The following is a 16,502-nucleotide window of genomic DNA, read 5'->3' on the forward strand; positions in this document are numbered from 1 at the left end:
CGATGCGGACGGAACTGGTCGACCTCCTCGGCGAGAGCCCGTGCCGGCAGGTGGCGCTGCGCCGGCACTGGCGAGTGGTGGAGGAGCAGATAGGCAGAGAGCTGCCGGAGGACTACCGCTGGTTCGTCGAGGAGTACGGCGACGCTCTGATCGCCGGCTCTCTTTACGTCCCGCATCCGGCGTCGCTCTCCGACTTCGCCGGCTCCGGGGACCTGCCCGAGTTCATCGACTCGCTTACCGATAGCTGGCAAAAGGCGTTGCCGTTTCTACCGAAGGGGCTGCCGGAGCGAGTCGAGGCCGTCCGGGACGAGGTGATCCCCTGGGCCGATCACACCTACAACGGCGATACGTGCCTGCTGCTGCCTCCCGCACCCGGGTGGCCGAAGTGGGAAATCGCCATCCTCTTCCGACAGTGCCCAGACGTCGCCGTGTTCGAAGGAGGAGTCGTGGAGTTCATCCACCGGCTGCTCATCCAGGGCATCTTCCCGCGAGGCTGGCCGACCGGACAGACCCCCTGGACGCCGTGCGACGATGACGACGTCGAGTGAGCGGGGTCATGAGCAGCACGCGTGCATGAGCCGCCCGCAACGCCGCACGGTCTGCGGGCGGTCTGCGGCGTGCGGTGACCCGCCACACCCCCAGCGCCGCCGTCCCGGTCCTCGCCGAGAGTGTGATCGGAGCCGCCCTGCGCCCCGGCCCCCGCGGGGCGGTGTCGGCCCACGGCCACGGCCGGCGGCGCGGTGAGCCGCCGGCCGTGCCCCGCACGGACTCCGTCCCGAGCGACTGCCCGCGGCGGGTCACGCCGCGGGAGGCTCCGTCACGGGAGGCGCCGTCACGAGCCGGACGGCCGAGGAGCGACGCAGCTTCCCGGAGGAGGTCTTGGGCAGCGTTCCCGGCGCGACGATGTGCACGGAGGCCGGCCGTGCGCCCAGCGCGTCGACCACGCGGGTGGTGATCAGCGAGCGGAGGAGCCGCTCCTGCTCGGGGTCGCCGTGGTGCCGCGACTCCGCCGCGACGGCGAAGCTCTCCCGCCGGGCGCCGGCGTCCAGCCGGACGGCGACGACGTTGCCCGCCCGGACCCCCGCCACGGAGTCGGCCGCCCGTTCGATGTCGGTGGGGTAGAGGTTGCGGCCGCCGACGATGATGACGTCCTTGGCGCGGCCGCAGACCACGATCTCGCCGTCGACCAGGTAGCCGAGGTCACCGGTGTCGAGCCAGCCTTCCTCGTCGGTGAGGGGCGCCGGGCCGTCTGCGGTCAGGTAGCCGCGGGCGATCGACGTGCCGCGCAGTCGGAGCCGGCCCACGGTGCGGTCACCGACCGGTGCGCCGGTGCCGTCGACGACGGACGCCTCCAGGCCCGGCAGCGGCGGCCCGAGGCGAGCGAAGGTGTCCTCCCCGAGACGGTCGGTGGAGAGCCCGGTGAAGAGCGGTGCGGCGGAGACGGCGACGGTGGCCTCCGCCATGCCGTAGGCCGGCCGGATGCAGGCGGCGGGCATGCCGAACCGGGCGCCGGCGGTCGTGAAGGCGCCCACCGAGGCCACGTCGATGGGTTCGGCGCCGTTGAGCGCGAGGCGGAGCGAGGAGAGGTCGAGCGCGTCGCCGTCCGGTACGCGGGCGAGGGCGCGGGTGAGGAGCGCGTAGCCGAAGTTCGGCGCGCCCGTGACGGTCCCTCGGTACTCGCTGATCAGGGTGGCCCAGCTGAGCGGGGAGCCGAGGAAGTCGGCAGGGGTGGACTTCACCAGCTCCAGGCCGAGGGCCATGGGCGTGATCAGCAGGTTGATCAGGCCCATGTCGTGGAAGAGCGGGAGCCAGGAGACGACCACGTCGCGGTCCGGGTCCAGTGCGGATACCTGGTCCATGCCGGTGATGTTGGCGTGGAGGTTGCGGTGGCTGATCATGACCGCTTTGGGGGCGCTGACCGAGCCGCTGGTGAGCTGGAGGAGCGCGAGATCGTCCTCGCCGGGGGGCGGGGGGAGCACCGGTTCGGCGTGGCCCCCGCGCTCACCGGTGCCCTCGCCGCCACCCGCGGGTTCGGCGGGATCAGCGGCGAGGTGGAGGAGCTCCGACAGCGGCCGGTGGGCGATGCCCTGCCCGGTCAGCGCCGGGGCGACGGCAGCGAAGTCGTCGCCTGTCAGCACGAGTTCGGCGCCGGTGGTCGCCAGCACCCGCAGGGTGTCCCGGGACCACTCCCCCAGGTCGGTGCGGGCCGTGGGCTGCTGGAGCAGGGTGACGGTGCCGCCGGCCAGCCAGACGGCCTGCACCGCCGGGGCGACCTGTGCGGGGTCGGCGGTGAGCAGCGCGACCACGTCGCGGGGGCGGACGCCGCCGGCGGCCAGTTCGGCCGCCATCCGCCGGGCCTGCCGGTGGATGTCTCCCCAGCCGCGCCGCACGGGGGCGGCCGGCGCGCCGGTGACCATGCCGCGGGAGGAGGTGGCGGCGGTGGACCGCAGCATGTCGAGGAAGCGGTTCACGCGTCTCTCCTGGTGGTGGGGCGGGGCCCGGGGAACTGCGAGCGCGTGATGGCGTCGACGGCGGCGTCGGGCAGCCAGTGGCTCACCGCGATGAGGCCGCGCGACATGAGCCCGACGGGGTAGCGGGCGCGGGGGCGGCGGGTGAGCGCGGCGCGCTCGATGACCTGGGCGACCTTCTCCGGGCTCAGTGCCAGACTCGTCCGCCGCTCCACGTAGGCGGCGCTGACGCGCTGTTCGACGGCGGCGTGGAACTGGTCGTAGGGGCCCCCGGTGGGCCCGGGGATGGTGGCGTTGATCTTGGTGGGGAAGGGGGTGCGGATCGGACCGGGTTCGACGAGGACGACGTCGATCCCGAAGCCGCGGACCTCCAGCCGGAGCGCGTCGGTGACGGCCTCGACGGCGTACTTGGTGGCGTGCAGGAATCCTGCGCCCGGGAGGGAGAAGTGGGCGCCCATGGAGGTGACGTTGACGATGCGTCCGGCCGAGGCGTCCCGCATTGCGGGCAGGACGAGCTGGGACAGCCGGGAGAGGCCGAAGAAGTTGGTCTCGAACATGCGGCGCGCCTCGTCGAGGTCGGTCGCCTCGAAGGCGGCCTGGATGCCGTAGGCGGCGTTGTTCACCAGGATGCCGACGGCGCCGTGCTCGGCCTCGACGCGGCGGACCGCGGCCGTCATGGCCGTCTCGTCGGTGACGTCGAGCGGGAGGGTGGTCGCGCCGGCGTCGGCCAGCTCGGCCAGGCCGGCGACCTCTCGCGCGGTGGCGTAGACGGGGTGGCCGGCCCGGAGGAAGCGCCAGGCGGCGGCCCGGCCGACGCCGGTGGAGCAGCCGGTGATGAGGACCGCGCGGGAGGCGGCCGGTGCGGTGTTCACGTGGTGGTGTCCCGGTCTGCGGTGGTGGGTTCGGTCTCCGCCGACCGGCTGCCGGGGCGGGGGAGGAAGCGGCCGGTGTGGTGGGTGTAGGCGGTGTACTCGGCGCCGAACTCCGAGGCGGCGAGCTTGCGTTCCTCCTTCGCGGCCACCGCGTTGAGCTGCACCGCCATGTAGGTGAGCAGCGCGAGCGTGACGAGGTGCGGGAAGACGGCGACGGCCGCGAGGAACGCCAGCAGGTAGGAGCTGTAGAAGGGGTGCCGCACCCTGCGGTAGGCGCCCCAGGTGACGAGGTGCCGGGGCGCGTCGTCACTCTGGTGCCACAGCGCGATGGGGATGCGGTGGGTGCCGAGCGTCAGCGAGACCAGGGCGATCGCGGCGGCCGCGAGGACGACGGCGGCCAGGCGGGTCCCCGTCAGCCAGTCCTGCGGCACGTGCGGTGCCAGTTCGGCGAGTTCGGCTCCCACCAGCAGGCCGGGCGCGACACCGACCGGGGCGGCCAGGGACCACCATCGGAGGTTGAGTTCGCCGTCGCGGCGGAAGAAGATCCGGGGCGTCACGGCGATGAGGACGAAGGTCAGCACGACGAGCAGCAGGGCGGGATCGGTCATGGTGAGGCTCCAGGCGCGGGCGTGGGCCGGTCAGTGATCGGCGGGGTCGGGCAGCCGGGAGCTGATGAGCGCGGCGAGGTCGCCGAGGGTCTCGACCGTGGCGAAGTCGTCACGGGAGAGGACGATGTCGTAGTCCTCCTGGAGGTCCACGACCAGTTCGACGGAGGCCATGCTGTCCAGTGCCAGGTCGGCGAGCCGGAGGCCGGGGGTGATCTCCTCGACGGGCAGCGAGACGAACGCGGCGATCTTCGGGGCCAGTTCGGCGAAGGTGTGCTCGGACACGGGCGGTACTCCTGTGTGGGACGGGGTGGCGGCCACGCTGAAGCAGCCGCGCGACAGGTCGAGGGTGAGGTAGGGCAGGTCGCGGGTGGGCGCGCGCACCGTGCGGGCGGTTCCGGCGCGCGCGCCGGGGTCGTCCAGGGCGTAGTCCCGCAGCCGGGTCCGCGCGTTGTCGGGGTCCGCCTTGTACAGCGCCTCCTTGACGGTCCACAGCCGTAGCAGCGAGGCGGGGCGCCGGGGGGCGGGGAGGGCGGCGAGATGGTCCTGTTCGCGGTCGGTGAGGAAGAACCGTGCGGTCCCCGGGGCCGGGGTCCGCAGTTCGATGTCGGCCCCGAGACCGGAGAGGGCGGAGGTGCCACCGGCCGCGACGACGGCGACGGCGAGGTCGCCGGCGTAGGAGAGCGACGCCCGCGGCTGGGGGAAGCCGTGGACGGAGGTGTCGGTGTCGAGCCCTGCCGCGGCCAGCGCGCCGCGCAGCGCCCGCCGCGCGGTGAGCCACAGCCGTCGCCGGTGCCCGCCGGTGAGCCGCGCGTACTGCCGTGCCTCCCCGGGGGTGAGGGCGGTGACCGGTAGCGGGTGGGAGGCGATCGCCACGCGCAGGGTGAGGCCGGCGACCGCCGGCGGCACGGGGGTCGGGGTCACGGCGTGTCCGGTTCGGGTCCGGCGAGGAACGCCACGCGGTCGCCGTACTCGGCGAGGGTCTTGGCGTAGACCTCCTGGTCGGCCTCGGTGAACCGCTGGATCGTGGCCTGGATGTGCTCGGCGCCGTAGCGCTCCTCCATGCTCTCCAGCGCCTCGCGCACGTACTGGATGTGCCACCGCTCGTCGAGCATGATCTGCTCCAGGGTCTGCTTCACCCGGGGGTGCAGACCGGGGACGCGCAGCTGGCGGTGGTACTGGCCGATCACCCGCTTCTCCAGCACCTGGGTGATCGCCATGACCTCCATGAGGTTGGTGGGCATGCCGACCGCGTCCAGGTACTGGTCCTGGTACGACTCGCGGAGCTTGATGGGGTGGGCGTCGAGGTCGTTGATGCACTCGTTCCAGTACTTCGCGTGGTTGGCCTCGTCGGCGAAGTGGTGGGTGACCTCCGCCTGGAGCGGGCCGGGCCGCACCATCCGGGAGACGCGCCCGAAGAACAGGGCGGCGTTGATCTCGGAGCTGCGGTAGTAGCTCAGCAGCCAGCGGTCGTTCTCACTCAGCGACATGGAGCGCTCCGATCACGAGGTTGAGCCGGCCCGTACCGGTCCGGCGTCGGCGCCCTGGCGGCCCCAACGGGTGGCGACCAGCGACCGGCAGGTGGCGGCGACCAGGGGAAGGCCGGCGGGGGTGGGCATGCCCGGCCACGCCTCGCGCAGCCGGTCGTTGGTGAACTCCTTGGGGTGGAACATCTGCTCCGCGAACGGCGCGACGGTGCGCAGCGCGCCGGCGGCCGGGCTGCCGCGGAGGCCGTCGGCAGCGGCGAGCAGGTGGCGGAAGGTCGCGTCGTCGCAGAACTCGGGCCGCAGCAGCCGTCGGCGGCGGAACGCGGGGTCCTCGCCGAACACGTCGAAGGCGGTGTCCATGACGTCGGTCAGCGGCAGCGCCTGCCCGGCGGTGGGTGCGAGGTGGTAGACGCCGGTGGGCGCGTCGGCCGAGGCGAGCCGGACGACGGCGGCGCTGGTGAAGGCGGCGGTGGCGAGGTAGAGCCGGGTGTGGGGCAGCCCCGGCATGACGGTCATCAGGCCGTAGAAGAACATCTTCAACGTGTTGTGGAAGACGTTGTACTGGGTGACGGCGCCCCGGTCGTCGTCGGCGACGATGGTGGACAGCCGGGCGACGGACAGCGGCAGGTCGGGGAACTCGGCGGCGACGAGGCGTTCGCCCGCTGCCTTGGACCATTCGTAGTGGTTGGCGTTCTCGGCCTCCCCCACCAGTGCCGTCTCCGGTACGGGGCCGGTGCGCAGCCCGGCGCTGACGAGGGTGGACAGCAGGACGAGGCGTTCCAGCGCGGGGCAGCGCGCCGCGAAGTCGGCGACGCGGCGGGTGCCGTCGACGTTGACGCGCTCGGCGACGGGGCGGCTGACGTCGAAGGCGGTGCGCGCCGCGGAGTGCACGACGGCGGTGACGTCGCCGGTGACGGCGGCGAGCGGCGCCTCGTGGGTGAGATCGGCCGGCAGGACCTCGACCCGGCCGTCGGCGGCGGGCCCGAGTTCGGGGAGCAACCGGGCTGTCTTGGCGTCGAGTTCGGCACGGTCGGCGGCGCGGACCGTCAGGACGAGCCGGGTGTCGGTGTCGGCGAGGAAGCGGGCCGCGACCCGGCGCCCGATGTACCCGTCGGCCCCGGTGACGACCACGCGGCCGCTCATGACGGGCTCCCCTGTGCGGCGGCGCGGACGTCGGGCCAGCCGTCGGGGTCGGCGCCCCAGCGGTGGGTCAGGGCGTACAGCCAGCGTTCGATGCCGAAGGCGACGCAGCCGGTGCTGGCGGGGCGGCCGTCGCGGACGATGCCGTAGGCGGTGCCGAAGTGGTCCTCGTGCAGGTTGACCGAGGCGAGGGCCAGCTGCCCGTACAGCGCCTCGTGCTTGGTGGGGCTGATCCGCTGCGCGAGGTGGCGGGGGTCGGCGGCGGGGTCGAAGAACGGATCGGTCGCGGCCTCCCAGCGCACCGGCAGGTCGAGTGCGGCCATGAGCCGCGCGACGGCGGCGCGGGTCGTGGTGAGGAACTCCCGGACCTCCTCGCGGGAGCCGACGCAGACGAGTTCCCGCATCTGGAAGCTCCACTGGCGGCGCAGCGGCGCGTAGTGCTCCTCGCGGCGGAAGCAGGTGTTGCGGGTGGTGACGTGGAGCGGGGCGCGCAGTTCCTCGCCGCGGTGGTGCAGGTAGACGTGGTAGCAGGCCGCGGGGGTGAGGACGTCCGCGGGCGGGGTGAGGCTGCTCGGCGGTACCGGCTCGCCGGGGACGCGGGCGTCCCGGAACGCGCGGAGGTCGGTGTCCTCGGGCGAGAGGGTCGCGGCGAGGGTCGCCAGGTGGGGGAAGGACCGGAGGTAGTCGACGGGGTCGAGGTCCGCGGCGCGCAGCACAGCCGGGTGGTGCTCGGGTTCCGGCGGGCGGGCTCCGGCGAGGGAGACGAACGCGTTGTCGCAGGCGGTGGCCAGGGCGAGCAGCGGACCGGTGAGGGTGGCGTGGCCGCTCTCGTGCCAGCGCAGGCCGGCGGCGCGCAGTCCCGCCGGGAGGACGGGGGCTTCGGCGGGGGCTTCGGCGGGGGTCACGGGGCGGTGGTCCGCTCCGTGGCGGTGGCGTCCGTGTCGAGGAAGGTGGCGGCGATGGTGGTGATGTCGCGGAAGTCCCCGGCCGTCAGCTCCTCGACGTCGACGGGGCGTCGGCGCAGCCGCTCCAGGAGCAGGATCAGCTCGGGCAGGTGGAGGGAGGTGAGGTGGCGTCCCTCCCACAGCGGCAGGTCGTCGGTGAGGCCGCCGGGCGGCAGATCGCGGGCTCGCGCGGTCACCCAGTTCCGTACCTGGTCGACGTCAGAAGGCATCGGCGGGTTCTTTCTGCAGGATTCCGGTGGAGAGGAGGAAGCGGAGGCACCGGTCGGAGTAGTTCCGGCGGTGGGCCCGCTGGGAGGGCGCGTTCCAGGCGTCCTCGGCGGCCTGCCAGGGGTCGGCGAGGCCCAGATCGGCGTAGACGTCGGGGTTGTAGTACTCGCGCCAGGTGGTGACGAAGAACTGGCCGATCCGGTCGCGGACCTCGTCGCGGGTGGCCGCGTCCCACTCCGGGGCGTGGGTGTCCCACAGGGCCTGCACGATGGCCCGGTTGAACACCAGGTGCCGGGTCTCGTCGGCGTGGTGGGCCTGGTTGATGAACCGGGCCAGCGGGTGCAGCCGCTCGTCGCGGGCCTGGTGGACGTTGTAGGCGTCGGCGTGCTCCTCGAACAGCAGCGCCTTGGCGAAGAAGAGGACGTCGGCGACGGACCGGTCGCCCTCGGCGGGGAAGGGGATGTTCCTGCTGCGGTAGAGGGTGCCGTAGCGGCGGCAGAAGCCCCCGAAGTAGACGCTGTGCTTGTTCTCCTCGTCGAGGAAGTGGTGGAGGTAGTCGGAGATCTCCAGCAGGTCGCTGCGGTAGAGGCGGCTCGCCAGGCCCTCCATCAGTGCCTTCTCGCCGTGGATGTTCAGGCTGAAGAAGTTGGACGCCTCCAGGAAGGCGAACCGCCTGAACTCCTCCGAATCGGGTTCCGGTTGGTGGGGCGTGCCGTGGAGGGAGGTGATCTCGGGGGTGAAGAACCAGTCGGCGCCGGGGTCGACGGAGTCCGGCCAGCTGAGCGCGGCGTAGGGGTTCTGGTACTTCGCGCGGGAGACCTCGCTGAGGCGGTCGACGGTGCCCGAGACGGCGGCGATCGCCGCGCGCAGCCGGGCGCCCCGGCCGGCGCGCGCCCCGCTGCCGCCGCCTGCGCTCGTCGCGGTCATGCGGTCACCTCCACCACGGTGGCCTGCCAGTTCAGGCCGTGGCCCGCCATGGCGAGCAGGATGCGCTGGCCCGGACGGAGTTCGGCGGACTCCAGCAGGGACGACAGGTTGATGATGTTGTCGGCGGAGATGGCGTGGGCGACGTCGGGGAGGGTGCGCTGCCAGACCCGTTCGTGGTCGATGCCGAGGAGTCCCGCGACGATCCGCCAGGCGTGCCGGTTGGTGTTCTGCGGGACGACCCAGTCGATGTCCGCGGTGGTGAGCCCGGCGCGTGCCAGTGTCTGCCGGACCAGGAGCGGGACGTAGGAGAAGAAGGTCCCGACCGACTCGTCGTCGCTCGCCGTGTGCAGCCCGCCGTTGGTGATCTGGTGCGTGGCGACCAGCCGCAGCCCCCGGGTGCCGGGAGCGGGGCGGGCGGTGACCAGGCAGGCCGCCGCGCCGTCGGAGATGACGTTGTAGGACTGCTCGTAGCGTGCGCCGGGCGGGAACCGGTCGGCGGAGACGCACAGGACGCGTTCCCACTCCGGCTCGGAGGCCAGCAGGGCGTCGGCCAGTCGCAGCGCCCCGAGCATGCCGGTGCAGCCCTGCTGGGTGAGGCCGAACACCACCGCCGTGTCGAGTCCGAGATCCGTCTGGAGGTGGCCGGCGGGGAACTCCATCAGGTGCTTGACGTCCCCGGTGGCCTCCCAGGCGGCCAGGTCGCCGATGCTGCCGTTCTGGGGCAGGCAGGTGTTGTAGACAATGGCGTCGACGCCGTCGTTCAGGGGCAGTCGGTCGGTGGCACCGCGGGCCAGGTCGTAACTGCCGTCACCGGGAGGGCAGACGTGGTGCCGCGCGAACCCCGCCGCGAGAAGATCGTCCGGGGAGGAGCAGAGCCGCCCGGCCGCCGCGGACTCCGCCAGTTCGTACCGGGTGGCTCCGAGGCTGTAGGCCATGTCGCCGATGAACGCGCGCGCCACGGGAGGGGACTCCGATCCGGAGGGAGCAGGCAGTCGCCCCCGGAGGGGCGCACTGGGATGCCGAGTATGCATAGGCGATCAAGAGCGGTCAACTTCCACCCAGAATCTGTCAACTGTGTTGCAAATACGCTCAGTTGAGCACCCGGCCATGAGGCGGTCGGTGATGAACGGCGCAAGCCGGTGAAGCGGTGGTGCACATCGCCGACGGCACGCGCGGAGCCGTGCCCGACGTCGGCGGGCGCACTCCTTCGACGGTCCGGTCGCTGCGGGACGGGAGCGTTGCCGACGCCCTCACGCCACGGCCCGAGTGGGCGATGCGTCGACACCTCCCCTCCGCAGGCCCGGGGCCGGCGCGTCGTCGGAGCCGAGCCGGTCGGACGGGGTGCGGAAGTCAGCCCGCCGCGCCCGTCCCTGCGCGGCCGGTGGTGTTCCAGAGCACGCACGCCCCGGCCCGGCACCGGCACCGGCACCAGCGGCGCCGGGCCGTGCCCTGACAGGTCGCCCGGTCGACGCCCCCGCGGTCGGGTCAGGTCGCGGTCAGGGCCAGGATGGCGCGGTCGTCGTCGATGTGGTGGGTGCCGGTGAAGTCGTGCACGGCTCCGGTCACGGCGGTGACGAGGTCCCGGGCGGTGTGCTCCGCCGGCAGGCCTCCCAGCGCGTGGGACAGGCGCTCCTCACCGAACTGCTGCCCCTGGGGGTCGCGGGCCTCGGTGATGCCGTCGGTGTAGAGCAGCAGGCTTTCCCGGGGGCGCAGCAGCAGGCGGTGGGAGGTGAGATGCGGGTCGAGGCCGATACCGAGGAGGGCGCCGGGCGTGTGCACGGCGGAGACGGTGCGGTCGGCGTCCACGGTCACCGGGAGGGTGTGGCCGGCCCGCGTCAGCTCCACCTCCGCTCCCCGGTCGCCCGGGGTCAGTTGTCCGTAGATCAGCGTGACGAACCCGTTGCCGTGGCCGTCCGGCCGGTTGACCAGCGCCCGGTTGACGGCACCGACGACGTCCTGCGGCGTCGGCAGGAGGGGGGCCACGGCGCGGACGGTGTGGCGGACCAACGCGGTCGTGGTGGCGGCGGTCGCCCCGCGGCCGCACACGTCCCCGAGCATGAAGGCCCAGCGGCCGTCCTCCAGGGGGAACAGGTCGTAGAAGTCCCCTCCGATGTCCAGCCCTTCACCGCACGGGTGGTAGTAGGTCGCGACGTCGACCCCGGGGACCTGCGGCAGGTCGGGCAGGAGCAGCCCCGCTTGGAGGTCGCGGGCGAGGGCGGCCCGGGAGGTGTACTGCCGGGCGTTGCGGGCTGCGGCGGCCGTCCGGCGGGCGAGCTCCTCGGCGAGCGCCACGGTGTGCCCGTCGAAGGTGTGCTCGCCGGTGGACAGCAGTGTGAGGGTGCCGAACGCCGTCCTGCGGTCCATCAACGGGACGCAGAGATAGCCGGTGACACCCAGGTCCTGCCAGGGGCCGGGACCGGTGGGGGTGCGGCGGGCGACCTCGGTGACCCCCGACGCCAGGACGCGCGCCACCGCGTCGTCCGCCGCGTCGTAGACGGGAATGTGCGAGGCGAGGAGGGCTTCCTCGCTGCCGGTGGGGGCGGCGGTGCCGATGCGGTCGACCCGCCCGTTCTCGATGACGTCGACCGCGCAGAGCGGCGCCAGCCGCGGTACGCAGGCGGCCGCCAGCTGTTGCAGTGCCTGCGCGGCGTCCAGGTCCGAGGCGAGGGCGGTGCTGGCCTCCAACAGGAACGCGAGGTCCTCTCGCGCGGCCTTCTCCCGTTCCTCGGCCGCCAGCCGGGCCGCTTCGGCGTGATGCCGTTCGATGGCCAGCGCCGCCGTGTCGGCGAAGACCCGGGCCAGCGCGAGGTCCGCCTCCTGGGGGATGCGCGGGACGCGGTGGTACATGGCGAAGGTGCCCAGCAGCGAGCCGTCGCGGCCCAGGATCGGGGTGGACCAGCACGCGGCCAGCGCGGCCCGGTCGGCCAGGGCGCGGAAGTCGTCCCAGAACGGGTCCTGCGCGATGTCGGTGACGATCACCGTCTGCCGGCGATGCGCGGCGGTGCCGCAGGACCCGACGCCCTCACCCGTGGCGATCCCGTCGATCGCCTGGTTGTAGAAGTCCGGAAGGCTCGGGGCGGCACCGTGGCGGAGTCGTCGGCCGTCGGGGTCGGCGAGCAGGACCGAGACCAGCACTCGACCGGGCGCCAGCTCCTCGATCACCCGCGCCATGCCGTCCAGCACGTCGGGCAGCGGCGCTTGACGCGCGATCTGCTCCAGCAGCGCGCGGTGCTCCGCCGTCAGCTGCTGCGCCTGCTGGACCTGGGTGACCTCCACGGCCAGGATCCGGACGCCCATCACGTTCCCGCCGGCGTCCAGCCGAGGCTCGTACCGGACGTCGTAGAACCCCTCGCGGACGTCGCTGCCCTCCCCGAGCACCGCCCGGGTGCTGCGCGCCGCATGGGGCTTGCCGCTCCGGTAGACCCGGTCCAGCGCGGCGATGACCCCCTGTCCGGCCAGCTCGGGAAGCAACTCGCCCAGGGGCTCGCCGAGTCGGACCCGGTCCTCCCCGACCGCTGCCAGGAACGCGGGATTCGCCGCCTGCACCATGTGCGCCGGTCCGGCCAGGGAGGCGAAGACCGCGGTCGACTCGCCGAACAGCGCCCGCAGGTCGTCCTGTGTCTCGTCCCCCGGGCCGGGCCCGCCGAGCGCGGGTCCGGACGACTGCTGTGGGGCGGGCTGCGCCGGAACGCGCGTCATGGGTGGTGCCTCTCGGTCGGCCGGGCCGGACGCTCGCGGTCGGCAGGATCACGACGGTGGTCGTCGGCGGCCAACGCCGCCTCGGTGTCGGCGTGCACCGGCAGTATCCGGTCCAGCCCCGTCAGCGCCAGCGGACGCGCCACCGTCGGGGGAACACACGACAGGCGCAGCGCCCGGTCCTGGGCGCTCAGCTGCTGCCACAGCCGCACCAGGGCGCCGATCCCGGAGGAGTCGCAGAAGGACAGCGCGCCGCAGTCGACCACGACGGGCCCCGCACCCGGGTCGTTCACCGGTTCGCGTTCGCCGGCTTCACGGAGCTGGACCACGCTGTCGAAGTCGAACTCCCCACGCAGGGTCAGCACCACGCCCCGCGCCTCCTGCCTGACGTCCACCGAGAACACTCTCAGCTTCCTCCGTGTAGAGCCCGTTGTCGACAACCGGCTCATCCTAGAGGTCGCCCATCTCGCGGGAGGGCACGGGCCACCGGCCGCGTGCCGGCCGCCCGTGCCCCGGGGCGGGCCCGGGCCCGGGCCCGCCCCGCCGACGGGTGCGGGGTTCGCCGTCGGTTCGGAACGACGACGAAGCCCCCGGCGGGCGAGGTGCGAGAGGCGACGAGGGGTGGCGGCCGGAGCCCGGCCGGCTTCACCGCCGGACCCCGCTTGCCGGTCCCGCGGGGTGCCGGGAGGATGGGGCGCACGCAACGGCGAGGGGCGCGGGCGGCGCCACCGAAGGAGGACGTGTGACGCGTCAGGCGGACCGGCCGGAGCCGGGCAGGCGGATCGACACCTCCGTACCGCACTCGGCACGGATCTGGAACCACTGGCTCGGCGGCACGGACAACTACCCCGTCGACCGAGAGGCCGGCGACGCCTACGCCGCCGCCTTCCCCGCGGTCCGCGACGTCGCACGCGCCAGCCGGGGGTTCTTGGCGCGCGGCGTGCGGTACCTGGTCCGCGAGGCCGGGATGAACCAGTTCCTCGATGTCGGCACCGGGCTGCCGACCGTCGACAACACCCACCAGGTGGCGCAGCGGCACGACCCGGGCGCCCGGGTCGTCTACGTCGACCACGACCCGCTGGTCCTGATGCACGCGGAAGCGCTGCTCTCCTCGACCCCCGAGGGGGCCACGCAGTACGTCGAGGCCGACCTGCACGACCCCCACCACATCCTCGCCGCCGCGGGCGACCTTCTCGACCTCGACCGGCCCGTCGCACTCGTCCTGTCCGACGTCCTCGGGCACGTCCCGAACGACGCCGAGGCCCGAGCAGCGGTCGACCACCTGCTCGCAGGGCTCGCTCCGGGCAGCCACCTTCTTCTCTCCCACGCCGTCGTGAGCGAGGGGGCGTCGGTTGCGCAGCAGGGGTACGACGACACCGGCGCCGTACCGTACAAGCTGCGCACACCGGAACAGGTCCGGACGCTGTTCGCCGGGCTGGACCTGGTCGAGCCCGGCGTGGTGCCGCTGACGGAGTGGCGACCGGAATCGGCGATGCCCGCCACCTTCGACGGAGTCGGCTGGGGCGGCATCGGCCGACTGCGCTGAGCCTTCCTCCCAAGGGACGCCGACGACTGCACGGAGCCCACCCCACCCGAGTGCTTCCCCCGGGGGCGGGGCGCGCGGTTCTCGCACGGCGCCGGCCCGGCCGCCTCACCTCGGCGGGGGCGGACGCCGCCGAGGGCCCGGCCGGCCCTGGCGTCAGCATGCCGCGTGGCCGCCCACGCCCCGCGGAACCCGCCGTCCGAATCAGCCCGCGTCCGGCGCGGGCCCGCTGTCCGGTTTCCTTCCCCGCGCCCGCGCGCCGATCCGGTGCCCTCTTCGCTCCCGCTTGCGTGCCGGGCTCGCGCCGAGGGCGCTACCGGCGGCGCGCACGCCGGCAAGCGGCCCCATCCGCCTCCACCGGGCCCCCGTTCACCACCAGCAAGCACGGTGATCCGCCCGAACCGGGCTCCGCACGCCCGGTTCGGGCCGTCCGAATCCGTTATCGGACACCGTTTCTCGCAAATCGGCCAAGGTTCGCGGCCGACCACCCCGAACTTTCGGCCACCGTTGCCGTACCGGCGAGTAGGGCGCGAACATCATTCTCCACAGGGGGTCTCGATCCGATTCCGGAAGCGAGCAAAGCCGTTGACACCGGGGGGCAACGGTGGCAGCGGTTGCCGGAAGGCACGGCTCCCCGCAGCGGGAATGTCAGGGGTTCACTGCAAGGTCGCAGCAGGAAGGCAGCCACCACCAGTGAAGATCAATCTTCTGGGGCCAATGGAGGTCACTGATGACGGGGTCCAGTTGCGGATACCGGGGGAGAAGTTACGCGCGGTCCTCGCCGCACTCGCACTGTCCGTACGCCGGTCGGTGTCCCGAAGCGAATTGATTGACGAATTGTGGGGGGAAACACCACCGAACAGCGCAGGAAATTCACTTCACGGCCACATCGCGCGCCTGCGACGCGTCCTCGTCGCCCACGGCGGCAGATCGGAGCTGCGGGACGTCATCCGCACCTCCCCCACCGGCTACGTGCTGGACCTCGCCCCCGAGAACGTGGACGTCTCCCGGCTCTTCCGCCTCGTGGCCCGCGCCGACGCCGCCGCGGCGCACGACCCGCGCACCGCCGTCGACCTGCTCAACGAGGCGCTGGCGCTCTGGCGCGGGCCGGCGCTGGTCGACGCCGGCAACGGCATGATCTGCCAGGTCGCCTACACCCAGCTGGAGGAGGTCAGACTGGGGGCGTACGAACGACTCTTCGACATCCGGCTGCGGTTGGACCAGGCCAGGGCCGTCATTCCCGACCTGGAGCTGCTGCACGCCCGCTACCCGCTGCACGAGCGGTTCTGCGAGCAGCTCATCACCGCGCTCTACCTGTCGGGGCGCCAGGCCGACGCGCTCAACACCTACCACCGCACCCGCGACTACCTCTCGCAGCACCTCGGCCTGCAACCCGGCCACGGCCTGCGCGACCGGGTGCAGGACATACTCCGCCAGGCGCCCCACCTCATCTGAGGGCGGCGGCGCGAGCCGGCCGGGGAGACCGGCTCACACCGACTTCGTGACCCGCAGGATCTGCCAGACGGCCCCCAGCCGCGCCTTCCCGTGGAACGCCAGGTACTCGGGATGGACCAGCTGGGGGCCCCACTTCTCCTTGTACGCCAGCTGGCTCGCGGCGGGGTAGATCTTCTCCCCGTGCTCGGCCAGCAGCCGCATGACGCGAGCGGTGCTCCGGCTGGACCGCGGCGGGTCGTGTTCCGGGGACAGGCCGGTGAACGGGGTGAAGCCGAAGTGCAGCCACGGCGCGCCCTCCTCGCGGAACGTCTCCAGCGCGGTGAGGTTGATGGCCTCCATGACGCCCGGGGGCGCCTGCGGGACCCGCCGGCTCAGGTCGTGCAGCCATCCGGGACGCGACCCGTAGGCGGGCGAGTAGGAGATGTACGCGATCGGTTCGCCGTCGAGCCGGCCCAGCAGCAGCCGACGGGCGTGCTGCGCGGGCCCGCCCAGCTCTCCGACCAGGAACTCGATCTCCTTGACGTGCCGGCCCTTGCCACGGAGCCACGCGGTATCGATGCCCTCGATGCGGGCGCCCACCTCCTCCGGCGCGACCTCCGTGACCTCCAACCCGCTGCGTCGCGCGCGCGAGATCTTGTTGCGCAGCTTCATGAAGCGCGTACCGCGCAGCGAGAACTCCGGCAGGTGGACCGAGTAGGAGGAACCGACCTGGTTGACGGTGTAGCCGCACCGGGCGTAGAGCTCGACGTCGGGCCCGAGCAGCTGGACCGCGACGGCCTTGCGGCGCCGCTCGCGCGCGTGGGCGAGGAAGGCGCGCAGCAGCGGCTCCCGTTCCGCCGGCGGCGCCCAGACGCCGCCGAACTGCACCAGGTACCGCCCGGCCTCCCGGTAGGCGATGACGCCCTCGGACGCAGGGGCGGTGAAGTAGGCGTTGCCCGCGTTGAGCGCGAGGAACGCGCTGGGGTTGTCGCCGTGGCTGCGCAGCTTCTCCAGCACCTCCAGCACCTCGTCGTCGGAGACGGTGCCGCCGGGGTTCGTCATCTCACTCCTGTGGTCCGAGGTGTCGGTGGGCGGGGCCGCGGCCCCGCACCATGCTCTTCACCTGCGCTGCCATCCCGCTGAAACGGCTGTCTCAGC

16 protein-coding genes are annotated in these 16,502 nt (G+C 73.1%); 3 read left to right on the top strand and 13 right to left on the bottom strand.

Translation table 11 applies throughout. The annotated features are described in order from the left end of the window. The first annotated feature begins 2 nt into the window (after positions 1–2). Positions 3–548 carry an SMI1/KNR4 family protein gene (locus HCN52_RS01585; RefSeq protein WP_168086505.1) on the top strand — a complete coding sequence of 182 codons (546 nt, stop codon included), beginning with the start codon at positions 3–5 and terminating at the stop codon, positions 546–548. A gap of 249 nt (positions 549–797) precedes the next feature. Here the strand turns inward: HCN52_RS01585 and HCN52_RS01590 are convergent, their stop codons facing one another. From HCN52_RS01590 to HCN52_RS01645, 12 genes are all read right to left on the bottom strand, one after another. Next, positions 798–2,471 (bottom strand): fatty acyl-AMP ligase, encoded by a 1,674-nt coding sequence (locus HCN52_RS01590; protein WP_168086506.1) that lies wholly within the window; start codon positions 2,469–2,471, stop codon positions 798–800. Further along, a complete protein-coding gene (locus HCN52_RS01595; protein WP_168086507.1) occupies positions 2,468–3,340 on the bottom strand; it encodes an SDR family NAD(P)-dependent oxidoreductase in 873 nt (290 codons plus the stop codon). The genes HCN52_RS01590 and HCN52_RS01595 overlap by 4 nt, the downstream gene beginning before the upstream one ends. Next, complete coding sequence (locus HCN52_RS01600; RefSeq protein ID WP_168086508.1) at positions 3,337–3,948, bottom strand: methyltransferase family protein; 612 nt, start codon at positions 3,946–3,948, stop codon at positions 3,337–3,339. The genes HCN52_RS01595 and HCN52_RS01600 overlap by 4 nt, the downstream gene beginning before the upstream one ends. A gap of 30 nt (positions 3,949–3,978) precedes the next feature. Then, complete coding sequence (locus HCN52_RS25115) at positions 3,979–4,869, bottom strand: 4'-phosphopantetheinyl transferase superfamily protein (RefSeq protein WP_168086509.1); 891 nt, start codon at positions 4,867–4,869, stop codon at positions 3,979–3,981. Beyond that, positions 4,866–5,435 (bottom strand): ferritin-like domain-containing protein, encoded by a 570-nt coding sequence (locus HCN52_RS01610; protein ID WP_168086510.1) that lies wholly within the window; start codon positions 5,433–5,435, stop codon positions 4,866–4,868. Before HCN52_RS01610 ends, HCN52_RS25115 begins: the two co-directional genes overlap by 4 nt. Positions 5,436–5,447: 12 nt before the next feature. Next, positions 5,448–6,575 (bottom strand): SDR family oxidoreductase, encoded by a 1,128-nt coding sequence (locus tag HCN52_RS01615; protein WP_168086511.1) that lies wholly within the window; start codon positions 6,573–6,575, stop codon positions 5,448–5,450. Next, positions 6,572–7,477: a class-II aminoacyl-tRNA synthetase family protein gene (locus HCN52_RS01620; protein ID WP_168086489.1), complete on the bottom strand. Its 906-nt coding sequence runs from the start codon at positions 7,475–7,477 to the stop codon at positions 6,572–6,574. Before HCN52_RS01620 ends, HCN52_RS01615 begins: the two co-directional genes overlap by 4 nt. Next, positions 7,474–7,746 (bottom strand): hypothetical protein, encoded by a 273-nt coding sequence (locus HCN52_RS01625; protein ID WP_168086512.1) that lies wholly within the window; start codon positions 7,744–7,746, stop codon positions 7,474–7,476. The genes HCN52_RS01620 and HCN52_RS01625 overlap by 4 nt, the downstream gene beginning before the upstream one ends. Beyond that, positions 7,736–8,671 carry a diiron oxygenase gene (locus tag HCN52_RS01630; RefSeq protein WP_168086513.1) on the bottom strand — a complete coding sequence of 312 codons (936 nt, stop codon included), beginning with the start codon at positions 8,669–8,671 and terminating at the stop codon, positions 7,736–7,738. The genes HCN52_RS01625 and HCN52_RS01630 overlap by 11 nt, the downstream gene beginning before the upstream one ends. Next, a complete protein-coding gene (locus tag HCN52_RS25120; protein WP_168086514.1) occupies positions 8,668–9,630 on the bottom strand; it encodes a 3-oxoacyl-[acyl-carrier-protein] synthase III C-terminal domain-containing protein in 963 nt (320 codons plus the stop codon). The genes HCN52_RS01630 and HCN52_RS25120 overlap by 4 nt, the downstream gene beginning before the upstream one ends. Positions 9,631–10,156: 526 nt before the next feature. Further along, a complete protein-coding gene (locus HCN52_RS01640; protein WP_168086515.1) occupies positions 10,157–12,370 on the bottom strand; it encodes a SpoIIE family protein phosphatase in 2,214 nt (737 codons plus the stop codon). Further along, positions 12,367–12,762, bottom strand: a complete 396-nt coding sequence (locus HCN52_RS01645) for an STAS domain-containing protein (protein WP_168086516.1) — start codon at positions 12,760–12,762, stop codon at positions 12,367–12,369. The genes HCN52_RS01640 and HCN52_RS01645 overlap by 4 nt, the downstream gene beginning before the upstream one ends. A 347-nt stretch (positions 12,763–13,109) precedes the next feature. Here HCN52_RS01645 and HCN52_RS01650 point away from each other — a divergent pair, with 347 nt between their 5' ends. Both HCN52_RS01650 and HCN52_RS01655 read left to right on the top strand, forming a co-directional pair. Continuing rightward, positions 13,110–13,913 (top strand): SAM-dependent methyltransferase, encoded by an 804-nt coding sequence (locus HCN52_RS01650; protein WP_168086517.1) that lies wholly within the window; start codon positions 13,110–13,112, stop codon positions 13,911–13,913. Between the two features lie 714 nt (positions 13,914–14,627). Next, positions 14,628–15,365 (top strand): AfsR/SARP family transcriptional regulator, encoded by a 738-nt coding sequence (locus HCN52_RS01655; protein WP_245174794.1) that lies wholly within the window; start codon positions 14,628–14,630, stop codon positions 15,363–15,365. A 33-nt stretch (positions 15,366–15,398) separates the two neighbouring features. On the opposite strand, the gene HCN52_RS01660 is transcribed toward HCN52_RS01655, so the two are convergent. Further along, entirely contained in the window at positions 15,399–16,406 is a 1,008-nt protein-coding gene (locus HCN52_RS01660; RefSeq protein ID WP_209314041.1) for an MprF family protein, read from the bottom strand. Between the last annotated feature and the right edge of the window lie 96 nt (positions 16,407–16,502).

It is taken from the genome of Streptomyces bohaiensis, from assembly GCF_012033785.1.
Taxonomy (GTDB): Bacteria; Actinomycetota; Actinomycetes; order Streptomycetales; family Streptomycetaceae; genus Streptomyces; species Streptomyces bohaiensis.